This window comes from Sphingopyxis sp. MC1 (genome assembly GCF_000371385.1).
In the GTDB taxonomy this organism is placed as follows: Bacteria; Pseudomonadota; Alphaproteobacteria; order Sphingomonadales; family Sphingomonadaceae; genus Sphingopyxis; species Sphingopyxis terrae.
The window spans coordinates 205,880-226,559 of sequence record NZ_AOUN01000009.1; the positions used below are offsets into that span (position 1 = coordinate 205,880).

Consider the following 20,680-nt stretch of genomic DNA (forward strand, 5'->3'; position numbering starts at 1 on the left):
CAAGGAAATCATGGCATTTGTCGGCCGGAAGCGTTAGTCGCGCGGGCCATGGATTCCAAGCATAACCAACCCGCCCCTTATACATATGCGCAGGCCGGCGTATCGATCGAGACAGGCAATGCGCTGGTCCGTGCCATCGCCCCGCTCGCCCGCGCGACACGCCGCCCCGGCGCCGATGCCGACCTCGGCGGCTTCGGCGGCTTTTTCGACCTGAAAGCGGCGGGGTTCAACGATCCGCTGCTCGTCGCGGCGAACGACGGCGTCGGCACCAAGCTGAAGCTCGCGATCGAATCGGGCAAGCATGACGGGGTCGGGATCGACCTCGTTGCCATGTGCGCCAACGACCTCATCGTGCAGGGCGCCGAGCCGCTGTTTTTCCTCGACTATTATGCGACCGGAAAACTCGACCAGACGCAAGCGACCGAAGTCGTCGCCAGCATCGCCGAAGGCTGCAAACAGGCGGGCTGCGCGCTGATCGGCGGCGAGACCGCAGAGATGCCGGGGATGTATTCGGACGGCGACTATGATCTTGCGGGCTTTTGCGTCGGCGCGGTCGAGCGCGACCACGTAATCACCGCCGACAAGGTCGCGGCGGGCGACGTGATCCTCGGCCTCGCTTCGTCGGGGGTGCATTCGAACGGCTTTTCGCTCGTGCGCCGCCTCGCCGCCGACAAGGGCTGGAAGCTCGACCGCCCGGCGCTGTTCGATCAGACCGTCCTGCTGATCGACGCGCTGATGGCGCCGACGCGCATCTATGTGAAAAGCCTCCTGCCGCTCGTGAAGACCGGCAAGGTCCATGCGCTCGCGCACATCACCGGCGGCGGCCTGCTCGAAAATATTCCGCGCGTGCTGCCCAAAACGCTCCACGCGCACATCGACGCCGATGCCTGGGATCAGCCGCGGCTGATGGCGTTCCTGCAGGCGCAGGGCAATATCGAGCCCGAAGAAATGGCGCGCACCTTCAATTGCGGGATCGGCATGGCGGTCGTCGTAGCGGAGGCGGACGTCGCCGATGTGACAGCGGCGCTCGAAGCGGCGGGCGAGACGGTGCACCGGATCGGGCATATCGCGGCGGGCGACAAGGGTTGCACCGTCAGCGGCGGCGCCGAAACGTGGAGCGCCCGGGCGGCGTGGAGCGCGACGCATAATGCATAATATCCTCCCCCACAGGGGGAGGGGGACCGCCCGTGTCGCGGGGGGTGGAGGGGCACATGCGGTGCCATCCATCCTCAAGACACCGCACGACGCCGCTTGTGCCCCTCCACCATGCTTCGCATGGTCCCCCTCCCCGTTCCGTGGAGGATCGGCATGAAAGCCCGCGTCGCCGTCCTGATCTCGGGCGCCGGGACCAATATGGCGGCGCTGCTCTATGCCGCGAAGGCCGCCGACTGCCCTTATGAACTCGTGCTGGTCGCCAGCAACAATCCCGCCGCCCCGGGCCTCGCGCTCGCCGCCGCCGAAGGCATCGCGACCTGGGCGCAATCGCACAAGGGAATGACGCGCGCCGCTTTCGACACGCTGGTCGACGAACGGCTGCGCGCCGCGGGCGCCGACTATGTCGCGCTTGCGGGCTATATGCGCATCCTCAGCGACGATTTCGTCGCCGGCTGGACCGACCGGATGCTCAACATCCACCCCAGTCTGCTGCCGCTCTACAAGGGGCTCGACACCCATCAGCGCGCGATCGACGCCGGCGACCGTTTCGGCGGGTGCAGCGTCCATGTCGTCACGCCCGCACTCGACGATGGGCCGGTGCTGGCGCAGACCCCGGTCGCGATCGTGCCCGGCGACACCGCCGAAACCTTGGCAGAACGCGTCCGTTTTGCCGAGCATCAGCTTTACCCCGCCGCGCTCGCCGCCTTCGTGACACGCGAACGCGCGCCCGACTGGCTGCTTGGCCGCGTCCGCGCGCTGGCGATGGCGCTGCCCGAAGCCGACGAAGTGACGTCGCACGGCATGCCCTGCTTCGGGATCGTGAAGGGCAAGAAATTCGCCTATTTCACCCACGATCATCATGGCGACGGCAAGACCGCGCTGCTGGTGAAAATCAGCGGCGCCGACGAGCAGGCGCAACTCATCGAGCTCGACGAAGAACGCTATTACCGCCCCGCCTATTTCGGCGACGACTGGGTCGGCATCCGGCTGGACCTTGGCGACACCGACTGGGATGCGATCGGCGACTGGCTCCGCAAGAGCTGGCTGGCGATCGCGCCGAAAAAGCTCGCGGGGCTGATGGCGGCAGCCGAGGACTTTTAAGTCGCCACCCGCGTCATTGCGAGCGGAGCGAAGCAATCCAGAGCGGTTCACGCGCACTCTGGATTGCCGCGCGGCGTCGCCGCTCGCAAATGACGAACAAGGGCGCCATACTTGCCCCGTCCAAAATTCGCGCTGGCCTTTTGCGCCAAAGCACGGTGAACTGGCGGCGATGGAGTATGATTTCGCCCTGATCCTGTGGGCCGCGTACGTCGCGGTCTTCATCGTCATCCTGGGCCGGATCATCCTGCGGCCGCAGCGCGAGCCCGCCTCGCGGCTCGCGTGGTTGATCGCGACGATCGCGGTACCCGTGGTCGGCATCCTTGCCTATCTGTTGCTCGGGGAGGCGCGGATCAGCGCCAAGCGGCGCGCGCGCTATGCCGCGATCGAGGCGCATCTGCCGCATCCGCACGACAATGCCGACGTGCGCCGCAGGCTCGCGCGCAGCGCTTGGGCCGCCCCCTTCGCGCTCGCAGAGACCGTAAACGCTCTACCGCCCACCGCGGGCAATCGCGCGCATCTCGCCGCCGACAGCAACGCCGCGATCCGCGAGATGGTCGAGGATATCGACCATGCGAAGTCCACCGTCCACCTCTGCTTCTATATCTGGCTCGCCGACAATAACGGCTTCAGGATCAAGGACGCGCTGGTCCGCGCGGCCCGGCGCGGCGTCAAGGTCCGCGTCCTCGCCGACGCGCTCGGCTCGCGCGGCTTCATCCGGTCGGCCTATTGGATCGAACTCGAAAATGCCGGGATCGATGCGCGCATCGCGCTGCCGATCGGCGGGCTGATCTGGACGCTGATCCGCGGGCGCTTCGACCTGCGCAATCACCGCAAGCAACTCATCATCGACAATCGCATCGCCTGGTGCGGCAGTCAGAATCTCGCCGACCCCGAATTTCGCATCAAGTCGAAATATGCGCCGTGGGTCGACATCATGACGCGCTGGGAAGGCCCGGTGGTGCGAGACTGCCAGTTCGTCTTTGCCGCCGACTGGGAAAGCGAGCGCGGCGACGACATCGGCGACCTTTTGCAGGACGATGCCGAGCCTCCGGCCGCCGCCGATCCGGGCATCGCGGCGCAGGTAATCGCGACCGGCCCCAATGTCCGCTACGCCGCGATGACCGCCTGTTTCACCGCGCTCATCCATTCGGCGCGGCGCGAGCTGGTCGTCACCACCCCCTATTTCGTCCCCGACGAACAATTGCTCTTCGCGCTGCTCGACTGCGCGCGGCGCGGCGTCGCGACGGTGATGATCGTGCCGCACCGCAACGATAGCCGCGTCGTCGCGGGCGCGAGCCGCAGCTATTATGCCGACCTCGTCGATGCGGGGGTAAAGCTCTACGAATATCGTCCCGGCCTGCTCCACGCCAAAACGATGGTGGTCGACGGCGAAGTCGCACTGATCGGCTCCGCCAACCTCGATCGCCGCAGCTTCGAACTCAATTTCGAGAATAATATCCTGTTGCGTGACAAGGCTTTTGCTGCCGAACTTCGTACGCGGCAGGAAGTTTACCGCGCCGATTCGATACCCGTCGGCGCCGCCGATGTCGTATCCTTCGGCATCGTCCGGCGGCTATGGCAAAACCTCGTCGCGACGGTCAGTCCGCTGCTCTAGCGCCAGCCGCTCCACCACCGCCCGTTCCACCTGATGGCGGGCATGTTGACAGCGCGCCGCCCCTTCCCGAGAAGTGCACTGCTAGATCTGGGGGATTTGACGATGGGCAAGGAATTCAATGCATTTTCGATCGTGGGCGTGGCGCTGCTGGCCACATCTGTGCCAGCTCATGCAGCGAGCGACCCTTTTATCGGCGAAGTAATGATGACAGCCGCGACCTTCTGTCCGCGCGGTTGGACCGAGGCCAATGGCCAACTCGTATCAATCAGCGAGAATATGGCGCTTTTTTCGTTGCTGGGAACGACTTATGGCGGGGATGGGAGCAAGACCTTTGCGCTCCCTGATCTGCGGGGACGCGCGCCGGTCCATGTCGGTAACGGCCGTGATGTACCGCCGCTGGTGCTCGGCCAAAAGGGCGGCAACACCAGCGTCGCCCGCGACCCCGCGGCATCGGGCACAGTCAAAACGCAGCCGACACTAGCCATTCGCTACTGCGTCGCGATCCAAGGCATCTACCCGTCGCGCAACTGAAAAAGGCCGCCGGATCGCTCCGGCGGCCTCTTTGGCCTTGCGGCTCGGCTGGTTCAGCCGACGATTTCTTCGGGCTTGAAGAAATAGGCGATTTCGATCGCCGCATTTTCATCGCTGTCGCTGCCGTGCACCGTGTTCGCTTCGATGCTTTCGGCCAGTTCCTTGCGGATCGTGCCAGGGGCCGCGTCCTTGGGGTTGGTCGCGCCCATCACGTCGCGGTTGCGCTGCATCGCATTCTCGCCTTCCAGAACCTGGACGACGACCGGGCCCGAGGTCATGAATTCGACGAGTTCGCCGAAGAAGGGGCGTTCCTTGTGGACCGCGTAAAAGCCCTCGGCCTGTTCCTTGGTCATGTGGATGCGCTTCGACGCGACGACGCGCAGGCCGGCGTCTTCCAGCATCTTGGTGACGGCGCCCGTGATGTTGCGGCGGGTCGCGTCGGGCTTGATGATCGAAAAGGTGCGGGTGACCGCCATTGGGAAAGCTCCTGCTTTATATCTTGTCGGAATGGGCGCGCCTCTAGCCGCGCTTTCGCCGCTCCGCAAGCAAAGAGCGCGGGGGGCTTTCCCGGCGCGGCGTCAGCCGCCGTGGCCGTAGGTGATCGACCCGTTGACCATGTCGCCCGCCTGCGTCGCCGTAACCTGCACACCCGACTTGCTGTCACCCGGCCGTTCGGCGCCGAACATCGCGGTTTCGCCGGCCTTGACCTCGGTCGTGATCTTCATGCCCGCCGCTTCGGCCTGTTTGCGGAAATGCGCGATCACGTCGGCCGCTTGGCCCTTGACCTCAAAGCTCGCCATGCCGCCGGCCCCATCCTTGTTCGTCGCGGTGAAGCCGCCCGTAACCTTGGCACCCGGATAGGGCGAGAAACCCGCGGGGAATTTCGCATTGCCCGCGCCGCCGCCGAACTGCATCTCGCCATCCTCGGTCTTGATGCTGATCGTGCCATTTTCGCCGCTGGTGTCGGACGTCACCTTATAGTCGGCGGTCTTTCCGGTTTCGGGGTCGGTGTAAGTGCCGCTCGCGACTTCCTTTTCCGATTTCGATCCGCACGCCGAAAGCGTCATCGCCAGCGCGATTGCGGTGCCAAGCGTAAATGTCCTGAGCGTCGCCATAATCTACCTCCTGTTGCCCCGAATCTCTCGGCTGCTGTCCCTAGGGTGCGACCCGATTGCCGTCGGTGATCGCCCTCACAGAAGACGCTTCTTTCCCCGGCCCGGCCAGCCTATCGCGTCACGGCCCTTCGGACCAGCGTCCGCGCTCATCCTGTTTCCAGAAGTGGATTTCCACGCCCTCGGCCTTGGTCAGCGCGCGCCAGGTCGCGCGCGCATCGTCGATGCGGCTGTTGTCGAACAACAGGAATGCGCGCTCGAACGCCAGCGCCTCTTCGCGCCATTCGCCATCGGCAAGCGCGACATGGGTGGCGCCGTTGATCGCCGGGGTGCCCAGCGTGCCGCTGAGCAGGATCGGCTCGATCGCCTCGTCGGGCGATCCTGCCGCGCCGTGCGGCAGGAAACTCGCGGGTTGCAGCGTCCACAGCGCCTCGTCGATCGCCTGCCGCTGCATCGCAGCGGCAGCGACGACGAGCAGCCGGTTGCCGCCATCCAATATGCGCGTGGCGATCGCGGGGAGCACCCGTTCGACCGGGTCGCGGGTCAGCCGATAGAAGTCGACGCGCGCCATGCTCCCCGAACCGGATCAGCCTTCGTGATTGTCGGCGATATAGCGGTCGAGCAGGCGGACGCCATAACCCGTCGCGCCCTTCGCCCACACCGGGCCGTCCTTGTCGCTCCATGCCGTGCCGGCGATGTCGAGGTGCGCCCAGGCGACTCCGTCCTCGACGAACCGCTTGAGGAACTGCGCCGCGGTGATCGACCCGCCTTCGCGCGGACCGATATTCTTCATGTCGGCGATGGGGCTGTCGATCAGCTTGTCATAGGCCGACGACAGCGGAAAACGCCACAGCTTGTTGTTCGTCGCCTCACCCGCAGCGATCAACTTTTCGGAAAGCCCGTCGTCATTGGCGAAAATGCCCGCATATTCGTGGCCGAGCGAGATCACCATTGCGCCGGTCAGCGTCGCCAGATCGACGATGACCTTGGGCTCATAGACCTTCTGCGCCCAGGTGATCGCGTCGCACAGCACCAGCCGGCCTTCGGCGTCGGTATTGAGCACCTCGACCGTCTGTCCCGACATGGTGGTGACGATGTCGCCGGGGCGCTGCGCATTACCGTCCGGCATATTTTCGACAAGGCCGACGATGCCGACGACGTTCGCCTTGGCCTTGCGGCCCGCGATCGCCTTCATCGCGCCCGCGACAGCGCCCGCTCCGCCCATGTCCCACTTCATCATGTCCATGCCCGGGCCGGGCTTCAGGCTGATCCCGCCGGTGTCGAAGGTCACGCCCTTGCCGATGAACACGACCGGCTTGTCGTCAGCATTGCCGCCGTTCCAGCGCATCGCGAGCAGCCGCGGCGGCCGCACCGACCCTTGCGCGACGCCAAGCAGCGCGCCCATGCCGAGCGCCTTCATCTGCCGTTCGTCGAGCACCTCGATCTCGACGCCAAGGTCGGCCAGATGCTGGCAGCGCTCGACGAAGCTTTCGGGATAGAGGATGTTTGGCGGCTCGGCGACCAGCGTCTGGGTCAGCGCCACGCCGTCGGCCACCGCAGAATAGCTGCCCCAGCGCGCCGAAATATCGCCCGCGGGCGACGCGATCACGATGGTTTTCAGGCTGGGCTTGGCGGTGTCGGAAAGGCGAGTGCGATAGGTGTCGATACGCCAATCGCGCAGCTTCGCACCCATCGCGAAGGCGAGCACGTCATCCTCGTCGATCTGGCCCGCGCTGGCGAAATCGACGTGCAGCACCGCAACGCCGCTCGTCTGCAGCCGCGCGGTCAGCGCGCCGCCAGCGCGCTCGAGATCATGGACCGTCCCCTCGCCGATGCCCACCAGCAGCAGCCGCGTGGCCCGGTCGCCGTCGAAGGCGGCGGTTTCGGCCACCGAACCCGCGGCGCCATCGAACCGCGCCTGCTTCGCCAGCGCGCCGAGCAGCGCACCGAGCGCGCCGGCCTCGCCCTTGCGGACCGGAAAAGCGACAACGTCGGCAGACGCATCGATTTGCGCGACAAACTGAATGTCCATCTTTTAACTCTCTTATGCGATGATTGATTGGAACGTGCCGGACCGATAGGGGTTTCGCTCGCGAGTTGCAAAACTAAAGCAACCAGCCCGCAAAGGGTGGACGCAAGATAAGGTGTGGGACAAAGAAATTAAATGAGTCGGACTTTGTTCCCCCACGCGGCGCGCGCGCGGCCCCTTTGGGTCGCCACCGCGAGCGGCATGCTCCTTGTCGCCGTGCCCGCCGCGGCGCAGACCGGCATGCCCGCGCCCGCCGCCGAGCCTGCTACTCCGGCTGCGCAGCCCGACCTCCAGAATCGTGACGTCTCGGCCGTCACGGTCGATGCACCGAAGCCCGGTGACGAAGAACAGATCGGCTTTGCCGCCGACAATCTGAATTACGACAGCGATGCCGACATCGTGGTTGCCGACGGCAATGTCGAAATGAACCGCGACACCATCTCGATGCGCGCCGACAAGGTGACGTGGAACCGCAAGACCGGCGAAGTGGTCGCCGAGGGCGATGTCGCGATCAAGAATCCCGAAGGCGACACCGCCTATGGCGACCGCATCGTGCTGACCGACACGCTGCGCGACGGCATCGTCCAAAATATGCTCGTCGTGTTCGATAATGGCGCGCGGCTCGCGGCGGTGAAGGGTAGGCGCTTCGACAACGGCAATATCGAGCTGGAAAACGCCGCCTACACGCCCTGCCCGGTCGAGGATGACGCGGGCTGCCCCAAGAACCCCAGTTGGCAGATCCGCGCCGTCCGCGTCGTTTACGACCAGGCGAAGAACAAGATCCGCTACAAGGGCGCGCGCGTCGAAGTCTTCGGCCTGCCGCTCATCCCGCTCCCGGGGCTCAGCCACCCCGCCAACAATGATGCGGGCAGCGGTATCCTTGTCCCCGACGTCCGCCTCGGCCGCACCAACGGGTTCGAAATTGCCCTACCCTATTATCTGCGGCTCGCTCCCGACCGCGACCTGACGATCACACCGCACGTCTACACCAATACGGCGCCGATGATCGAAGGCGAGTTCCGCGCGCTCACCGATATCGGCGCTTTCCGCATCAATGGCTACGCGACCTACAGCTCGGTGGTGCCGCTGACCGGAACCGGCACCGCCGCCGATCAGCGCAACGATTTTCGCGGCTATCTGGAAAGCGCAGGCAAGTTCCAGTTCGATCCCAAGTGGAGCCTGACCTATTCGGGCCGGATCACCACCGACCGCACCTTCATGCGCCGCTACGATATCAGCCGCGACGACCGACTGCGATCGATGTTCGAGCTCGAGCGGATCGGCGGGCAGAGCTATTTGTCGATCGCCGGCTGGGCGACGCAGACGCTGCGCGCGGGCGACAGCCAGGGGCAGCAACCGATCGCGCTTCCGATCATCGACTATCGCCAACGCCTGCCCGATCCGTGGCTGGGCGGTCAGTTCGAGCTTCAGCTTAACACGCTGTCGATCGCCCGCACCGCGGGACAGGATACGCAGCGCGCCTTCGCCGGCGCCCGCTGGGATCTGCGCGGGCTGACCGGGCTCGGCCAGGAAGTCACGCTGACCGCGCTGGTGCGCGGCGATGTCTATCACAGCGACGAAAATCTGCTGACGCCGATCGCCGACTATCGCGGCAAGTCGGGTTGGCAGGCCCGCGGCATCGCCGCCATCGCCGCCGACATGCGCTGGCCCTTCATCGGCGAATTCCTCGGCGGCACCCAAACGCTGACCCCGCGGGTGCAGATCGTCGCGACGCCGCCGCTCAAGAATGTCGATATACCGAACGAGGATTCGCGCGCCTTCGATCTTGAGGACGGCAATCTCTTCGCGATCAATCGCTTCAACGGCTACGACCGGTTCGAGGACGGCGCGCGCATCACCTATGGCGTTGAATGGAATTTCAGCCGCCCCGGCTTCAACATCAGCAGCGTCATCGGTCAAAGCTATCGCCTGTCGGACAAGCCGACGCTGTTCCCCGACGGGACCGGGCTCACCGACCGGCTCTCCGACATCGTCGGGCGGACGACCGTCGCCTACAAGGATTTCCTGCGCCTTACCCACCGCTTCCGGCTCGACAAGGATAATCTGGCGATCCGCCGCAACGAATTCGATGCGACAATCGGCAGCCGCTCGACCTATGCCGTGCTCGGCTATTCGCGCCTCAACCGCGACATCACCCTGCTCGGCGAAGATCTGCAGGATCGCGAAGAAGCGCGCGTCGGCGGCCGTGTGGCGGTCGCGAAAAACTGGTCGATCTTCGGCTCGGCGATCGTCGATCTGACCAGCAAGGCCGACGATCCGCTCAGCACATCGGACGGCTTCGACCCGATTCGCCACCGGCTCGGCGTCGCCTATGACGACGACTGCCTGTCGATCGCCTTCACCTGGCGGCGCGACTATGTCGACACCGGCGACGCGCGGCGCGGCAACAGCTTCTCGTTCCGCGTCGCGTTCCGCAACCTCGGTTTCTGATCGCTCAGCCTGCGTTCAGCGTTTTCCCGCTATCTCCCGGCTTCAAAGGTCCGGATGGCGGATTGCGCTGGACCATCGGGCGCTTCGGCTGATACGGAGCGTCGCATTCTTACTCGAATAGGATGGCAATGACCAAAATTTCGACCATGTTCGGACTGATTGCCGCTGCGGCCGTGGGGTCCGTCCCGGTGTCGGCCCAGACCGTAGCCGACAGCGAAACCCCTGCGACCAACCTCGCCATTCCCGGCAATGTCCAGCTTTACGGCGACGGCAAGCCCAACGTCTATCGCCCCTCGGCGATCGTCAACGGCGAAGTCATCACCGCGACCGACATCGAACAGCGCATGGCGCTGATCCGCATTGCGAACAACAATATGGAACTGCCCGCCGAGGAAATTCAGCGGCTGCGCCAGCAGGTGTTCAGCAACCTGATCGACGAAAAGCTCCAGATTCAGGAAGCCCGCGCGGCAAAGATCGACATCGACGAAAATGTCATCAATGAACAATTTGCCCGGCTGGCGGCGCGTTTCAAGCAGACGCCCGACGAATTCAGCAAATATCTCGCGTCCAAGGGGTCTTCGGCCGCCGCGGTAAAGCAGCAAATCCGCGGCGAATTCGCTTGGGACCGCCTGCTGTCACGCAATATCCAATCGACGACCAATGTGTCGACCGACGAGGTGGAAGCGGTGGTCAAGCGGCTGCAGGAGGCCAAGGGTCAGGACGAACTGCACCTCGGCGAAATCTATCTCGCGACGACGCCCGAAAATGCCGCCGCCGTGATGGCGAATGCGCAAAAAATCATTCAGGCGCTTCAGGCCGGCGGCAGCTTCGCTGCCTATGCACGCCAATTCTCCGAAGCCTCGACCGCGGTCGTTGGCGGCGATCTCGGCTGGGTCCGCCCCGCGACCCTCCCGCCGTCGATGGCGCAGGCGGCGCTCAACATGCAGCCCGGCCAGCTCGTCGGCCCGGTCGAAGTCCCGGGCGGGATATCGATCCTGCTGATGATCGACCGGCGCCAGGTTCTGACGGCCGACCCGCGCGACGCGGTGCTCAGTCTCAAGCAGGTGTCACTCGATTTCGCCCCCGGCACGACCGAAGCAAAGGCGAGCGAGCTCGCCAGCCAGTTCGCCGACGCGACGCGCAGCATCGCCGGTTGCGGCGCGGCCGACGATATCGCCGCCAAGCTCGGCGCGAATGTCGTGTCGCGCGACAATATCTCGATGCGCGCACTGCCGCCGCAGCTGCAGAACACGCTGATCAACATGCAGATCGGGCAAGTCACTCAACCGTTCGGCGCCGCCAATGAAGGGGTCAGCGTCCTGGTTCTTTGCGGCCGCGACCTGCCTGAATCGGCAACCGCTCCCGACGTTCAGGCGATCGAGCAGAAGCTGCTCGAGGACAAGGTCAACAAGCGCGCGCAACGCTATCTGCGCGACCTGCGCCGGGATGCGGTGATCGAATATAATTGATGACGGCTATGATTAGACGACGCCCGATCGCGGTCACCATGGGCGACCCGGCGGGCGTCGGTCCCGAGGTAGCGGCCCGCGCCTGGGCCGAACGCCACAAGCACGACCTGCCTCCCTTCGTAACGGTCGGCGACGCTGCGGTGGTCGAAGCCGTCTGGGACGGCCCGATCGTTCGCGTCAACGACATGGACGAGGCCGGACGGCTGTTCGACACGGCGCTGCCCGTCTGGCATCTCGAGGACAGCGGCCCCCTCACCCCCGGCGAACCGACTGCGGCGGGCGCGACTTGCGCCCTGCATGCTCTGGAAACCGGCATCGGCCTCACCCGCAACGGCGCCGCCGCGGCGCTGGTGACGGGTCCGGTGTCGAAACATGCGCTGCAAAGCATCGGCTATACTCATCCGGGGCAGACCGAATTCATCGCCGAACGCTGCGGCGTTACGGCGACCAATGCGGTGATGATGCTCGCCGGCCCCGGCCTGCGGGTCGTACCGCTGACCGTCCATATCCCGCTCGCCGAGGTGCCCGAACGCCTGACCGCCGAGCTTATCGTTGCCAAGGCGCGCATCGTCGTGCGCGGCCTGATCCGCGACTTCGGTATCGCCCAGCCGCGCCTCGCGATGGCCGGGCTCAACCCGCATGCCGGCGAAAGCGGCCGACTCGGCGACGAGGAAATCCGCATCATCGCCCCCGCGATCGAGCAGCTTGCCGCCGAGGGGATCGTCGTCGATGGCCCGCTCGCCGCCGATGCGCTGTTCGCGCCCGGCATCCGCGACCGCTATGACGCGCTGCTCTGCGGCTATCACGATCAGGCGCTGGCGCCGTTCAAGGCGCTGCATTTCCACGACGGTGTGAACCTGACGCTTGGGCTGCCGATCATCCGTACCTCGCCCGATCATGGCACCGCCTTCAACATCGCAGGTTCGGGAACCGCCGATCCCGGACCGACGATCGCCGCGATCGCGATGGCCGCGCGGATGGCTGGGGCGCGGGCGCGCGGCTGCGCCGCCGCCGCGTGACGACGCAGCCCAATCGTCCGCTGCCGCCGCTGCGCGATGTCGTGCGCGCGCACGGCCTCTCGGCCAGCAAGGCGCTTGGGCAGAATTTCCTTTTCGACGAACAATTGCTCGATCGCGTCGCGGCGATCCCCGGCAATCTCGACGGCGCGACGGTGTTCGAGGTCGGTCCCGGACCGGGCGGGCTGACGCGCGCGCTGCTGCGCGCCGACGCGCGGGTGATCGCGGTCGAACGCGACGAACGCTGTCTGCCGTTGCTCGCCGATCTTGCGGATGCCTTCGACGGCCGGCTGACCGTTGTTGCGGACGACGCGATGGCGGTCGATGCGAACGCACTGGCGGGCGGCCCCTATCATATCGTCGCCAACCTTCCCTACAATGTCGGCACCGCACTGTTCACACGCTGGCTCGAACCCGCTGCCTGGCCGCCGCAATGGCTGTCGCTGACGCTGATGTTCCAGCTCGAGGTCGCCGAACGCATCGTCGCTCCTGTCGGCAGCTCGGCCTATGGGCGGCTCGCGGTGCTGGCGCAGTGGCGGGCGCAGGCGAAGCTCGCGATGAAGGTCCACCGCTCGGCCTTCACCCCGCCGCCCAAAGTGATGTCGGCGATCGTCCATGTCACCCCGGGAGACGAACCGCCCGGCGTCTCGCCTGCGATACTGTCGAAGCTCACCGAAAAGGGGTTCGGACAGCGCCGCAAGATGCTGCGCCAGAGCCTCAAGGGCGTCCCCGGCGCAATCGACGCGCTGGATGCGCTCGGGATCGATCCGACCCGCCGCGCCGAGACAGTCAGCGTCGCCGAATGGGTGGCACTAGCGCGGTCGCTGACGCCCGCCGCCTGACGTTGGCGGATTGAGCTCCGCGGACCGGGCGCGATGCGACGCCCCTTGGCACCGCCGAACATCTGCGCTAGCCTCTAGTTGACGTTTACGTAAATGGGAGGGTGCCGTGGCAGAGGCCCGCGAATTCGACATCATCGTCTATGGCGCGACCGGCTTTACCGGCCGCCTCGTCGCCGAATATTTCGTACAGCATTATGGCGGCCGCAAGGACGCGCCGAAATGGGCGATGGCGGGACGCAGTCTCGACAAGCTTGCCGAGGTGCGCGACCTGATCGGCGCCCCAGCCGACACGCCGCTCGTCGTTGCCGACGCCAGCGAGCCCGCCAGCCTCGACATGATGGCGCATCGCACGCGCGTCGTGCTGACCACCGTCGGCCCCTATCAGCTTTATGGCAGCGACCTCGTCAATGCCTGCGCCAAGGCCGGAACCGCCTATGCCGATCTGTGCGGCGAGCCCGGCTGGATGCGCGAGATGATCGACGCGCATCAGGATCAGGCGCAGGCATCGGGCGCGCGCATCACCTTTTCGTGCGGCTTCGATTCGATCCCCTTCGATCTCGGCGTGCTGTTTCTCCAGGCCGAAGCGGTGAAACGCCACGGCAAGCCCGCACCGCGGGTGAAGGGCCGCGTGCGCAAGATGCAGGGCGGCGCGTCGGGCGGCACCATCGCCAGCCTGACCGAAACGCTGAAGGCCGTCGCCAAAAAGCCGTCGCTCGCGCTGTTGCTCAAATCCTCCTTCGCGCTGACCCCGGGGTTCGAAGGTCCGCACCAGCCGTCGGGTCTGATCCCCGAATATGATCATGCGACCGGCACCTGGACCGCGCCCTTCGTGATGGCGCCGATCAACACCAAAAATGTCCACCGCACCAATTTCCTGCTCGGCCACGCATGGGGATCCGACCTTGTCTATGACGAGATGGTGATGACGACGATCGGCGAGGCCGGAAAGGCGATGGCCGAAGCGATGGCAAAGGCGAACCCCTTCGGCGAATCCAAGCTTCAACCCGGCGAGGGGCCGAGCAAGGAAGAACGCGAAAACGGCTTCTACGACATCCTCTTCGTTGGCGAATATCCCGACGGCACCACGATCCGCGCCAGCGTCCAGGGCGACCGCGACCCCGGCTATGGATCGACGTCGAAGATGCTTGCCGAAACCGGCATGACGCTGCTCGAAACCGATGGCGCGGGCGGCGTATGGACCCCCGGCGCGCTGCTCGGCCAGGCGCTGATCGACCGGCTGACCGCCCACGCCGGACTGACCTTCCAGATCGAGGATTGAGTTTTCCGATGACAAGCTCCCCCAGCGCGCTCGACGCGCTGCTCTCCACCCTGCGCGTCGACCGCGATGTCGCGACGGCACATATCGACGACGGCTGGATGCAGGGTCGCACCGCCTATGGCGGGATCAGCTCGGCGGTCGCGCTCGCCGGGACAATGGCGCTCCACCCGACCGAGGCGCCGCTGCGTTATGCACAGATCAGCTTCGTCGGACCGGTCAGCGGCGATTGCACCGTGCAGACGCGCGTGCTGCGCCAATCGAAATCGAGCCTGTTCATCGACGCGGGCGTCACCAGCGATGCGGGCTTCGGCACCGCCGCGGTCTTCGCCTTCTCGCCCGACCGGCAAAGCCATCTCGATCACAACCGGCTCGCCATACCCGACGCGCCCGCCCCCGAAACGCTTCAGCCGGTGCCCGAGCATAAGGCGCGGCCCAGCTTCACCCGCCATTTCGATATGCGCCCGACGACCGGCCCGCGCTTCAACTGGAAAAGCGATGTCGGCGAATATCTGACCTGGGTGCGCTTCGTCGAAGAACCCGCCTGTCATCCGGCGGTCGCGCTGCTCGCGATGGGCGATGCGCTGCCGCCCGCGGCGATGGCGCTGTTCACCGAATTCGGCCCGATCAGCTCGATGAACTGGACGGTCAACATGCTCACCGCAAAGCCCGAGACCGAGGACGGCTGGTGGCTGCTCTCGGCCAAGACCGGCTTTGCCCGCAACGGGCTGTCGGTGCAGGACATGATGCTGTGGAACCGCGCCGGCGAACCGGTGCTGCACGGCAGCCAGGCGATCGCAATTTACGCCTGATAACGACCGGAAGCGGTCGTTCGATCCTTCTTTGGCGAGCAAGGTTCGCATGTACCTCGTCGCCCCGCCGACGCTGCCAACGCATCCCTTGAGATAGCTGATGATAAGCATCCGGACCATCAGCTCCGGATCGATCAATGGCCGACCCATCTCGCTGTGACAGGGTGAAGATGCTTGCGCAGATCACCCGGGTCCACGAACCGGTCAATCAACCGGAGCAGGTGATCTGTCGACACATGTCCCTCAAGGCCGAAGCTGTAAAACAGCGCCTCCTGCATTACGGTCCGTTCACCCAGCATCTGCAAAAAATCTCCGGTCCTGGAGATTCTGGATCAGGATTTGCCAACACTGCAAGAGCTTTTCAACAGCATCGGTCAATTCCCGCCTCCGACGCTCCGCCCCTACCCCTTGTAGAGCGCCGCGATCTTGTCCTCATAGACCTTGCGCAGGATATGGCGGCGGATCTTCATCGACGGGGTCATCTGTTCATTCTCGATCGTGAAGGGTTCGTCGGCAAAGTCGAACTTGCGCACCTTTTCGATCACCGAAAGTTGGCCGTTGACCCGGTCGACCGCCTCGCGGATCGCGGTGCGGAATTTTTCATGCTCGCGCAGCAGTTTCAAATCCTTGGGCAGTCCTTCGACCTCGGCCCATTCGGCCATCCATTCGGGATCGGGCACCAATATGCCGACAAGGTGCGGGCGCTTGTCGCCATAGACCATCGCCTGCAGGATTTCGGGCTGGAGCGTCAGCATCCCTTCGACGCGCTGCGGCGAGACATTGTCGCCCTTGTCGTTGACGATCAGATCCTTTTTGCGGTCGGTGATGACGATGCGGCCCTGGTCGTCGATATGGCCGATGTCGCCGGTATGAAGCCACGGCCCCTTGTCGGGTTCGGCCGGATCGGGAACGAGGACCCGCGCCGTTTCCTCCTTGTTGCGCCAATAGCCCTTCATGACGAGCTCGCCGCGGACGCAGATTTCGCCGTCGTCGGCGATCCGCACTTCGGTGTTCATCAGCGGCGGGCCGACCGTATCCATCTTGAGGCCGACCGAGGGGCGGTTGCAGCTGATCACCGGCCCCGCCTCGGTCTGTCCATAACCCTGAAGCAGCGTCAGGCCGATCGAGTGGAAGAAGACGCCGATTTCGGGATTGAGCGGCGCCCCGCCCGAAACGAGCGCCTTCATCCGGCCGCCGAAGCGCTGCTGGATCTTGGGGCGGAACAGCTTGTTGAGGATGAGGTCGACCGGGCGGTCGAGCACGCCCAGGCGGCGCTCATAATCCTTTTCGCCGACACGCAGCGCCTGGCTGAGCATCCAGTTTGCGAGCTTGCCCTGCTTTTCGACCGATTTGATCATCCGGGCGCGGATCACTTCGAACAGCCGCGGGACGACGACCATGATCGTCGGCTTCGTTTCCTCGATGTTCGAGACGAGCTTTTCGAGACCCTCGCTGTAATAGATTTGCGCGCCGACCATGATCGGCAGAAACTGTCCGCCCGAATGTTCATAGGCGTGGCTCAGGGGCAGGAAGGAGAGGAATACCTCTTCGTCGCCGATGCCGAAATCATTGACCAGCACCTCGGCCGCGCCCGCCGCATTGTGCAGGATCGCGCCATGATGCTGCATCACCCCGCGCGGCGCGCCGCCGGTGCCGCTGGTGTAGATAAGGCAGGCGGTATCATCGCGCGTCATCGCCAGACCGCGCGCCTTCGCGTCCGCCAGATGGGCCTCGCCGCCTTCGACCAGCGGCGCCCAGTCGTGGACCGCCACCTCGCCCTGCTGGCCGACGCGCAGGCTTTCCATGCTGATGACGATATGCGCGTCGGACCGCATCACCGCGGGCATCAGGGTACGCGCGAGCTTTGCGGTCGAGACGATGACGGCGCGCGCGCCGCTGTTGTCGAGGATATGCTGGTGATCGCGTTCGGTGTTCGTGGTGTAGGTCGGCACGGTGATGCACCCCGCCGCCATGATGGCGAGATCGGCGATGCAGAATTCGGGCCGGTTTTCGCTGACGAGGACGACGCGGTCGCCCTCCTTCAGCCCCAGCGCGCGCAGATTATGCGCGAGCGCGGCGACCTGGTTCGCAACCTGCCGCCAGCTCAGCGGTTGCCATGCGCGATCGGCCTTGTGCCAGAGAAAGGGGCTTTCGCCGCCCCTTTCGGCGCGGTCGAAGAACATCGCGACCAGACTGGGAAAATGGTCGAGATGCGGGTTTTCCAGCTTCATGCCTCTCGCTCTCCTCGGGAGGTTATTGTCGTTGGGTCGTTCTTAGGGTCAATCGCCGCACGATAGAAGCCCATAACCCCTCCGTCATCCCGGCGAAGGCCGGGATCTCATGCTCGCGTCACAGCGCAGCGGCGAGATCCCGGCCTTCGCCGGGATGACGATGAAAAAGGCCGTAATAATCAGTTCTGCGCCGGGGCGCCATCGACCGACGAGGTGCCGGGCCCGCGCGGGTCGGCAGCGCCACGCCAGCCATCGCCGACGCGTTCGATCGCGTTGAGCTTCGAGCCTAGATCGGTCGGCGTGAAGCTGTAGCCGAAGGGCTTCATCTTCGCCGCAATCGCCTTGCCGAGATCGTCATTCTCGATCAGCACGCCCTGCTGACCGAAGAAGATATTGGGCAGTTCCATTGCGTCCTGCGCGCTGAGCCCCCAGTCGAGGACGCCGATCAGCGTCTTCGTGACATGCATGATGATGCGCTTGCCGCCCGCCGAGCCGACCGCGAGGATCACCTTGCCGTCGGGCCCATAGACGATCGTCGGCGACATGGAGGAGAGCGGTCGCTTGCCCGCTTCGACGCGGTTGGCGGTCGGCTGCCCGTCCTTGACCGGCACGAAGTCGAAATCGGTGAGCTCGTTGTTGAGGAAATAGCCGTTGGCGATGAGCTGGCTGCCGAAGATGCTTTCGACGGTCGAGGTCATCGAGACGACATTGCCGTCCTTGTCGGCGACGACGAAATGCGTCGTGCCATGTTCGGGAATCGGCGGCGCGGCAGCGCGCGGCTTCGCGCCCGGCGGCGTGCCGGGTTCATAATGACCCGCAGCGCCATAGGGCGAGATGAGCTGACGGCGTTCGGCCAGATAGCCTTTGTCGAGCAGGCCCTTCACCGGCACATCGACGAAATCGGCGTCGCCGAGATAGGCCGCGCGGTCGGCATAGGCGAGTTGCATCGCTTCGGCCAGCAGGTGCCAGCTCATCGGATTATCCTTGCCCATCGCCTTCATGTCATAGCCCTCGAGCATGCCGAGGATGCCGAAGACGGTCGTCGCGCCCGACGAGGGCGGCCCCATGCCGCACAGCTTGTAGATGCGATAGGTGGTGCAGACCGCCGGGCGCTCCTTCGCCTGATAGGCGGCGAGATCCTTGAGCGTGAGCTGTGCCTGATTGCGCGGCGCCTTGGCCACCGCGTCGCTGATCGCCTTGGCATTGGCGCCCGCATAAAAGGCTTCGGGGCCGCGCGCTGCAATGTCGCGCAGGATGGCGGCATAGGCGGGGTTGCGGATCACGGTGCCGACGGGCGCGGGTTTGCCGTCGACATAATAGATGGCGCGGGCGGCCGGGAAATCCTTCCACACCGGCTGGAATTGCTCGAGCCAGGTATAGAGCGCGGGCGTGACCTTATATCCGTCCTCGGCCAGTTTGATCGCGGGCTGGAACAGCGCCTTCCATTCGAGCTTGCCCCATTTCTTGTGCGCCATTTCCATCAGGCGGACATTGCCCGGAACGCCGACCGACAGGCCGCCCGGCACGACGTCCATGAACCCGCGCGGCTTGCCGTCTGGGCCGAGGAAGCGGTCGCCCTTCGCCGCCGCCGGAGCCTTTTCGCGGCCGTCGATGGTCGAGATGCTGTCGTCCTTGGCGTTGTGGTAGACCATGAAGCCGCCGCCACCGATGCCGCTCGATTGCGGTTCGACGAGCGTCAGCACCGCAACCATCGCGATCGCGGCGTCGGCCGCCGATCCGCCCTGATGCAAAATCTCTCGCCCCGCCTCGGTCGCGCGCGGGTCGGCCGACGAGGTGACGCCCTGCGCCGCGGCAAGCGACGGGACGGCAAGGACGAAGAGGCTGAAAACAGCAAAGAGTCGTTTAAGCATGGGCGCGACATTGGCGCGGGGGTCTGTCGAGTGCAAGCCCTGTTCCCCCCGCCCGTCTCCCCTCGCCCGTCGGCGCGAGCACGTCAGGCGTCGGCGCCCACCGCGTCGCACACCCGCGCAAAGCCGTCGCGCGCGGCGCGATCTTCGAGGCCGTGCGCGATGCGTGCGGCCAGCCCCGGCCCTTCGAACACCATCGCCGAATAGATCTGGATCAGGCTGGCGCCCGCGCGGATGCGCGCCCAGGCCTGATCGGCATTGGCGATACCGCCGACGCCGATCAGCGGCACTGTTCCGCCGCTTGCCCGGCGAAAGTCGCGCAGGCGCTGCAGCGCAAGATCGTGAAGCGGCGCGCCCGATAGCCCCCCCGCTTCGCCCGCGTGGCGCGAGGCGAGCGGCGGGCGCGTGATCGTGGTGTTCGACACGATGACCGCGGCGAGGCGCTTGTCGATCGCCACCGCGACGATGTCGTCGATGTCGGCGGGTTCGAGATCGGGCGCGACCTTCAGGAAGACGGGCTTGGCCGCACCCGCGGGCTGCGCCGCGGCGACGCCGTCGAGCAGCGCCTCGAGTGCGCCGCGATCCTGCAAGGCACGCAGGCCCGGCGTGTTGGGCGAAGAAATATTGACGGTCAGATAGTCGGCGAGCGGCGCCATGGCCGCCGTGCCTTTCGCATAGTCGGCGATCCGGTCGGCGCTGTCCTTGTTCGCGCCGATATTGATGCCGAGCGGCACCGGCAGGCCGTGGCGGCGCAGGCAGGCGATGCGGTCGGCCGCCTTTGCCTGCCCACCGTTGTTGAAGCCCATGCGGTTGACCACCGCGCGGTCCTCGACCAGCCGGAACAGCCGCGGGCGCGGATTGCCGTCCTGCGGCAAGGGGGTGAGCGTCCCGACCTCGACAAAGCCGAAACCGAAATGGGGCATCGCATGCGCCACGCGCGCATCCTTGTCGAAGCCGGGGGCGAGGCCCACCGGATTTGGGAAGTGCAGCCCTGCCAGTTCGGTCGCCAGCACGGGGCTGGTCAGCGCGCGGCGCGCGCGCGGCAAGGGCTGCAACGCGGCGAGCGTCAGATTATGCGCCGCCTCGCCATCGGTCGCGTGAACGACGGGGCGGACAAGGCCGTAGGCGGCATCGGCGGCGGAGGCAAAAAGCGACATGCCCCCGCCATTGCG

17 protein-coding genes and 1 pseudogene are annotated in these 20,680 nt (G+C 65.6%); 10 read left to right on the plus strand and 8 right to left on the minus strand.

The window, feature by feature from the left end:
* Nucleotides 1–48: 48 nt before the first annotated feature.
* The 4 genes from purM to EBMC1_RS13465 all read left to right on the plus strand — a co-directional run bounded on the left by purM (nucleotide 49) and on the right by EBMC1_RS13465 (nucleotide 4,402).
* Nucleotides 49–1,155 carry a phosphoribosylformylglycinamidine cyclo-ligase gene (purM, locus tag EBMC1_RS13450; RefSeq protein ID WP_003047851.1) on the plus strand — a complete coding sequence of 369 codons (1,107 nt, stop codon included), beginning with the start codon at nucleotides 49–51 and terminating at the stop codon, nucleotides 1,153–1,155.
* A 153-nt stretch (nucleotides 1,156–1,308) separates the two neighbouring features.
* A complete protein-coding gene (gene purN, locus EBMC1_RS13455; RefSeq protein WP_003047853.1) occupies nucleotides 1,309–2,256 on the plus strand; it encodes a phosphoribosylglycinamide formyltransferase in 948 nt (315 codons plus the stop codon).
* A 169-nt stretch (nucleotides 2,257–2,425) separates the two neighbouring features.
* Complete coding sequence (gene cls, locus EBMC1_RS13460) at nucleotides 2,426–3,871, plus strand: cardiolipin synthase (RefSeq protein WP_003047857.1); 1,446 nt, start codon at nucleotides 2,426–2,428, stop codon at nucleotides 3,869–3,871.
* A gap of 102 nt (nucleotides 3,872–3,973) precedes the next feature.
* The gene (locus EBMC1_RS13465; RefSeq protein WP_003047861.1) at nucleotides 3,974–4,402 is read left to right on the plus strand and encodes a phage tail protein; all 429 of its coding nucleotides are present in this window, start codon (nucleotides 3,974–3,976) and stop codon (nucleotides 4,400–4,402) included.
* A gap of 53 nt (nucleotides 4,403–4,455) precedes the next feature.
* Here the strand turns inward: EBMC1_RS13465 and ndk are convergent, their stop codons facing one another.
* The 4 genes from ndk to EBMC1_RS13485 form a co-directional block, all read right to left on the minus strand.
* Nucleotides 4,456–4,878: a nucleoside-diphosphate kinase gene (ndk, locus tag EBMC1_RS13470; RefSeq protein WP_003047863.1), complete on the minus strand. Its 423-nt coding sequence runs from the start codon at nucleotides 4,876–4,878 to the stop codon at nucleotides 4,456–4,458.
* A gap of 102 nt (nucleotides 4,879–4,980) precedes the next feature.
* On the minus strand, nucleotides 4,981–5,517 hold the full coding sequence (locus EBMC1_RS13475; protein WP_003047866.1) for a hypothetical protein: 537 nt from the start codon (nucleotides 5,515–5,517) through the stop codon (nucleotides 4,981–4,983).
* A 118-nt stretch (nucleotides 5,518–5,635) separates the two neighbouring features.
* A complete protein-coding gene (locus EBMC1_RS13480; protein WP_003047869.1) occupies nucleotides 5,636–6,085 on the minus strand; it encodes a DNA polymerase III subunit chi in 450 nt (149 codons plus the stop codon).
* Nucleotides 6,086–6,100: 15 nt separating this feature from the next.
* Complete coding sequence (locus EBMC1_RS13485) at nucleotides 6,101–7,546, minus strand: leucyl aminopeptidase (protein ID WP_003047871.1); 1,446 nt, start codon at nucleotides 7,544–7,546, stop codon at nucleotides 6,101–6,103.
* 132 nt (nucleotides 7,547–7,678) lie between these two features.
* On the opposite strand from EBMC1_RS13485, the gene EBMC1_RS13490 reads away from it, so the two are divergent.
* From EBMC1_RS13490 to EBMC1_RS13515, 6 genes are all read left to right on the plus strand, one after another.
* A complete protein-coding gene (locus EBMC1_RS13490; protein WP_040590306.1) occupies nucleotides 7,679–9,994 on the plus strand; it encodes an LPS-assembly protein LptD in 2,316 nt (771 codons plus the stop codon).
* A gap of 128 nt (nucleotides 9,995–10,122) precedes the next feature.
* Nucleotides 10,123–11,463, plus strand: a complete 1,341-nt coding sequence (locus tag EBMC1_RS13495; protein WP_003047877.1) for a peptidylprolyl isomerase — start codon at nucleotides 10,123–10,125, stop codon at nucleotides 11,461–11,463.
* Nucleotides 11,463–12,482: a 4-hydroxythreonine-4-phosphate dehydrogenase PdxA gene (gene pdxA, locus EBMC1_RS13500; RefSeq protein ID WP_081611205.1), complete on the plus strand. Its 1,020-nt coding sequence runs from the start codon at nucleotides 11,463–11,465 to the stop codon at nucleotides 12,480–12,482. The genes EBMC1_RS13495 and pdxA overlap by 1 nt, the downstream gene beginning before the upstream one ends.
* Nucleotides 12,479–13,321: a 16S rRNA (adenine(1518)-N(6)/adenine(1519)-N(6))-dimethyltransferase RsmA gene (gene rsmA, locus EBMC1_RS13505; protein ID WP_003047883.1), complete on the plus strand. Its 843-nt coding sequence runs from the start codon at nucleotides 12,479–12,481 to the stop codon at nucleotides 13,319–13,321. Before pdxA ends, rsmA begins: the two co-directional genes overlap by 4 nt.
* Nucleotides 13,322–13,427: 106 nt before the next feature.
* Nucleotides 13,428–14,600 (plus strand): saccharopine dehydrogenase family protein, encoded by a 1,173-nt coding sequence (locus EBMC1_RS13510; RefSeq protein ID WP_003047886.1) that lies wholly within the window; start codon nucleotides 13,428–13,430, stop codon nucleotides 14,598–14,600.
* A gap of 8 nt (nucleotides 14,601–14,608) precedes the next feature.
* Nucleotides 14,609–15,409, plus strand: coding sequence for an acyl-CoA thioesterase (locus tag EBMC1_RS13515; protein ID WP_003047890.1), 801 nt, complete (start codon nucleotides 14,609–14,611; stop codon nucleotides 15,407–15,409).
* Between the two features lie 37 nt (nucleotides 15,410–15,446).
* On the opposite strand, the pseudogene EBMC1_RS18865 reads toward EBMC1_RS13515, so the two are convergent.
* The 4 genes and pseudogenes from EBMC1_RS18865 to EBMC1_RS13535 form a co-directional block, all read right to left on the minus strand.
* Nucleotides 15,447–15,708: pseudogene (locus tag EBMC1_RS18865) on the minus strand (IS5/IS1182 family transposase); the annotation flags it as partial.
* Between the two features lie 102 nt (nucleotides 15,709–15,810).
* Nucleotides 15,811–17,640, minus strand: coding sequence for an AMP-dependent synthetase/ligase (locus tag EBMC1_RS13525; RefSeq protein ID WP_003047896.1), 1,830 nt, complete (start codon nucleotides 17,638–17,640; stop codon nucleotides 15,811–15,813).
* A gap of 179 nt (nucleotides 17,641–17,819) precedes the next feature.
* The gene (ggt, locus tag EBMC1_RS13530) at nucleotides 17,820–19,511 is read right to left on the minus strand and encodes a gamma-glutamyltransferase (RefSeq protein WP_003047899.1); all 1,692 of its coding nucleotides are present in this window, start codon (nucleotides 19,509–19,511) and stop codon (nucleotides 17,820–17,822) included.
* An 83-nt stretch (nucleotides 19,512–19,594) separates the two neighbouring features.
* Nucleotides 19,595–20,665, minus strand: coding sequence for a quinone-dependent dihydroorotate dehydrogenase (locus tag EBMC1_RS13535; protein WP_003047902.1), 1,071 nt, complete (start codon nucleotides 20,663–20,665; stop codon nucleotides 19,595–19,597).
* Nucleotides 20,666–20,680 lie beyond the last annotated feature (15 nt).